This window comes from Bradyrhizobium sp., from assembly GCF_030693485.1.
Classification (GTDB): Bacteria; Pseudomonadota; Alphaproteobacteria; order Rhizobiales; family Xanthobacteraceae; genus Bradyrhizobium.
The window spans coordinates 1-4,077 of the sequence record NZ_JAUYAN010000133.1 but is presented as its reverse complement, the minus strand read 5'-3'; the positions used below and the strand labels follow the sequence as shown (position 1 = coordinate 4,077).

4 protein-coding genes are annotated in these 4,077 nt (G+C 64.8%); 3 read left to right on the top strand and 1 reads right to left on the bottom strand.

Features of this window, described 5'->3' with window-relative positions:
* Nucleotides 1–1,059 (bottom strand): LLM class flavin-dependent oxidoreductase (locus Q8N40_RS09845; protein WP_305711689.1); only part of this gene is annotated, 1,059 nt, incomplete at its 3' end.
* 170 nt (nt 1,060–1,229) lie between these two features.
* Here Q8N40_RS09845 and Q8N40_RS09840 point away from each other — a divergent pair.
* The 3 genes from Q8N40_RS09840 to Q8N40_RS09830 form a co-directional block, all read left to right on the top strand.
* On the top strand, nt 1,230–1,937 hold the full coding sequence (locus Q8N40_RS09840; RefSeq protein ID WP_305711688.1) for a VOC family protein: 708 nt from the start codon (nt 1,230–1,232) through the stop codon (nt 1,935–1,937).
* 197 nt (nt 1,938–2,134) lie between these two features.
* Complete coding sequence (locus tag Q8N40_RS09835) at nt 2,135–3,355, top strand: PHB depolymerase family esterase (RefSeq protein WP_305711687.1); 1,221 nt, start codon at nt 2,135–2,137, stop codon at nt 3,353–3,355.
* Nucleotides 3,356–3,544: 189 nt separating this feature from the next.
* Nucleotides 3,545–4,077 (top strand): PAS domain-containing protein (locus Q8N40_RS09830; RefSeq protein WP_305711686.1); only part of this gene is annotated, 533 nt, incomplete at its 3' end.

Below are 4,077 nucleotides of genomic sequence, written 5' to 3'. Positions count from 1 at the left end.
CTCGCGCAGTTTTGCGATATGGCCGTTGATCTCCGGCACCACATAGCGCGCCACCATGTCCCAGCTGCGGCGGGTATTTTCGGGATTGGCCCAGTCGTGCACGAAGCCGACGATGGTGCCGACGCCGCCGGAGACTTCCATCAGGCTCTTGATGGTCTTGACCAGATCGTCGGGGGTGCCGATGGTGGAGGCTGCGGCCTCGCCGCCGGCGGTCTTCTCCACGGCGTCCTCGGGAGAGGTGAACGGCTGCAGGCCCGGTCGTTGCAGGGTGCGTACATTATACTCGTTGTGCCAGTGCATCAGGCCCGGTCCCGCCTCGCGCTGTGCCTGCTCGCGGGTCTCGGCGATATGCCAGGACAGCAGCACCCGCCAGTTGGCGCGGCTCACGGTGGTGCCGGCTTTCTTGGCGGCGTCCTCGGCAAAGCCCCATTGCGTCGGCAGCGCCATCAACCCCTGCGTCGACATCGAACCCAGCGAAATGATGCCGATGCCGTATTTGCCGGCCAGCGTCATGCCGGACGGCGAGATCTGCGAGGCCACCACGAACGGCATTTCTTCCTGCAACGGCAGGATCTGCAGCGCGGCGTCGTTCATGGTGAACCAGTCGCTCTTGGCGGTGACGCGCTCACCGTTGAACAGCCGGCGAATGATCGCGATCGCTTCGTCCTGGCGGTCGCGCTGCGTCATCGGATCGATCCCGAGCGTGTGCGCATCGGAAGCGAGCGCGCCCGGGCCGGAACCGAAGATGGCGCGGCCGCCGGTCATGTGGTCGAGTTGCACCATGCGCTGCGCGACGTTGTAGGGATGGTGATAGGGCAGCGAAACCACCCCGGTGCCGAGCTTGATGCGCTTGGTACGCTCGCCGGCCGCGGCCAGGAACATTTCCGGCGAGGCGATGGTTTCCCAGCCCGAGGAATGATGCTCGCCGCACCAGAACTCGTCATAGCCGAGCGCGTCGAGCTGCTCGACCAGATCGAGATCCCTGCGGAATTGCAGCATCGGATGCTCGCCGATCGGGTGATGCGGGGCGAGGAAGGCTCCGAATTTGAGGCGCGCCATGGGTTTCTCTCCGGATTGCATTGTTCTTGGATGCCTGGCGCCAAACTACGGGGCGGCAAAGGTCAAGGCAATCGCGTAAAGTGGCTGCCGACGCATAGTTGTCGTGCAGGGCGGGGTGACGTAGCGTCCGCTTTCCTCTCGCGACGCACAGCCATGAACCGCCTTCGCCCATGAAACTGGCAAAACCCCGCATCGATATCGGTTTTGCGACCAATAATGCGCCGCCCGCGCTGACGTTCTGGCAGAACCAGATCGGCCTGCCGTTCGACTACACCCAGCCGATCCGCCGCGGCTACAAGCAGCACCGCCACGATCTCTGTGGCTCGATCCTGAAGATCAACCAGGTCTACGATCCGCTCCCCGACGCCCCGCCCGCGGGCTACCGCGAACTGCTGATCGCGCGCGACGGCATCGCGGCGCCTCTGCCGCTGGTCGACCCCGACGGCAACCGCGTCTCGCTGGTGCCGAGGGGCATGTTCGGGATCGAGCGCATCGGAATCCGGCTCGGCGTCCGCGACGTCGAGGCGCATCGACGTTTCTATATGGATGCGCTCGGACTGCCGCAGGGCAATGCCAGAGGCCCCGGCGAGGCGATGACCTATCTCGCCGGCGATACCGTGCTGATCGTGGAGCCCGAACCCGGCGCGCCGCATGATGCGGCGTTCGAGGGCAAGGGATGGCGCTACATCACGTTCCAGGTGTTCGAGGTCGACCGCGAGCACGCTCATGTGCTGGCCCATGGCGGCCGCGAGGCGCGAGCCCCGGTGACGCTGGGGACCACGGCGCGGATCTCGATGGTGCGCGATCCCGACGGCAACTGGATCGAACTGTCGCAGCGCGCCTCGCTCACGGGATCGCTGGAGCCGGCAAGCGCGTAGGTCCGATGCATACAAACTCTTTGAACATGATCTAATCGTCGACCCGCCGCCCGCCACATTCCAGCCGCCGATGCGGGGCCCCGTTAAGCAAAATCCTGTCCATAGCGGCGCTTGACAGCACACGGGCTTTTTATTTTGCAGTGCAGCAACTATCTGGTCCTTATGAGGTTGATAAGCCTCTCATGAAGGAGCTGCCGGTGTCCCTCGCCAATAATATCGAATTCCTGCGACGTCTGCCTAAGCTGAACGGTTTCAATGGCTTGGGGGATATCGGGCGGAACTTGCGGCCACCCGCGGACAGTCCCTTGCTGGAAACAGTGGATTTTGGGTCCAATCCGGGCGCCCTTCGGATGTTCTCGTTCGTGCCCGATCACCGCCAGGCGGTGCCGGCTTTGGTCGTCGTGCTGCACGGCTGCGGACAGACCGCGGCCGGCTACGACCTCGGCGCCGGCTGGTCGACGCTGGCGAAACATTACGGCTTCGCGCTGCTGATGCCGCAGCAGCAGTCGTCGAACAACGGCAATGGCTGCTTCAACTGGTTCAATCCGGAGGATACCGCGCGCGACAGCGGCGAGGCCTGCTCGATCCGGAAGATGATTGCGCGGATGGAACTCGATGTCGGCATCGACGGGCGGCGCGTGTTCGTGACCGGGCTGTCCGCCGGCGGCGCCATGACCTCGGTGATGCTGGCAACCTATCCCGAACTATTCGCCGGCGGCGCCATCATCGCCGGACTGCCGTTCGGCGTCGCGACCAACATGCGGGAAGCGCTCAGCGGGATGTACCAGTCGCCGTCGCGCCCGGCCGGGGAACTGGGCGATCTGGTGCGCAATGCCTCAAACCACCAAGGCCCCTGGCCAAAACTGTCGGTCTGGCACGGCAGCGCCGATCGTACCGTCAACCCCGCCAATGCGGACGAGATCGTCAAGCAATGGCTCGACGTGCACCAACTGCCGTCCGCGCCGATGTCCGAGGCTGAAGTCGATGGCTATCCCCGCCAGATCTGGTGGAATGCCGATGGCGAAACAACCGTCGAATCCTACACCATCACCAATATGGCCCACGGCACGCCGCTCGGGATCGGCGACAATGACGAGCGATATGGCGCGCAGGGCGCGTTCCTGATCGAAGCGGGAATCTCGTCGTCCTATCACATCGCGAATTTCTTCGGCCTCACCGAATGGATCCGTCAGCCGGCCAAGGAGGTGCCGAAGGCAGCTGCGAAGGAGACGGCCAAGGCCGCCGTGAAGACAATTCCGGCCGCGGAGGGCACCACGGATCTGACCAGGGCACTCTGGCCGATGACGACGCTCGGTCGCCGTCCGGAGCCCGCTTCGGCGGCGCCTCCGAAGCGCGCCGGCATCGATGTCAGCGCCGTCATCACCCGCGCGCTCACGGCTGCCGGCCTGATGAAATAGCCTCGGGTCCATCCTCTCCATTGATCCCGAGTTTATTTCGGAACCAAATGCCGCCTTGTTCGTTTGCGGGGGGTGGACCGGCGGCTAAGTTCCGGGCTGCTCGCTTTGGGCTGCACCAGCCACCGATCGTGTTGAATGTTGAAGGTCAGTAAACCGGGTTCTGCGGATTTCCTCTCCGGCGGCGGGGAAATGGGCGATTTGACGCGCGCCCATGACTGGTCGGCCAGCCCGCTCGGCGAGCCCGGGACATGGCCGCAAAGCTTGCGCACCGCGGTGCGGATTGCGCTCAACACCAACCACCCGATGTTCATCTGGTGGGGTGCCGAACTGATCCAGTTCTACAACGACGCCTACCGCCAGACCATGGGCCCCGAGCGCCACCCGAGCGCGCTCGGCCAGCGCGGCCGGGATTGCTGGGCTGAAATCTGGCCCATTATCGGTCCGCAGATCGAACAGGTCATGAGCGGCGGCGGCGCCACCTGGCATGAAAAGCAGCTGGTGCCCGTCACCCGGCACGGCAAGCTCGAGCAGGTCTACTGGACCTACAGCTACAGCCCGATCGACGAGGATGACGGCATTGGCGGCGTGCTGGTCGTCTGCCAGGACGTCACCGGGGATGTTGTCGCCGCAGAGGCCTTGCGGGAGCGCGAGGCCGAGCTCGCGCGGGTGCAGCAGATCGGCCGGATCGGCGGGCTTGAGGTCGACCTTCGCACCGGCTTCCG

Coding starts and splice junctions, on each gene's coding strand:
- Q8N40_RS09840 (WP_305711688.1), top strand. CDS start 1,230: ATGAAACTGGCAAAACCCCGCATCGATATCGGTTTTGCGACCAATAAT.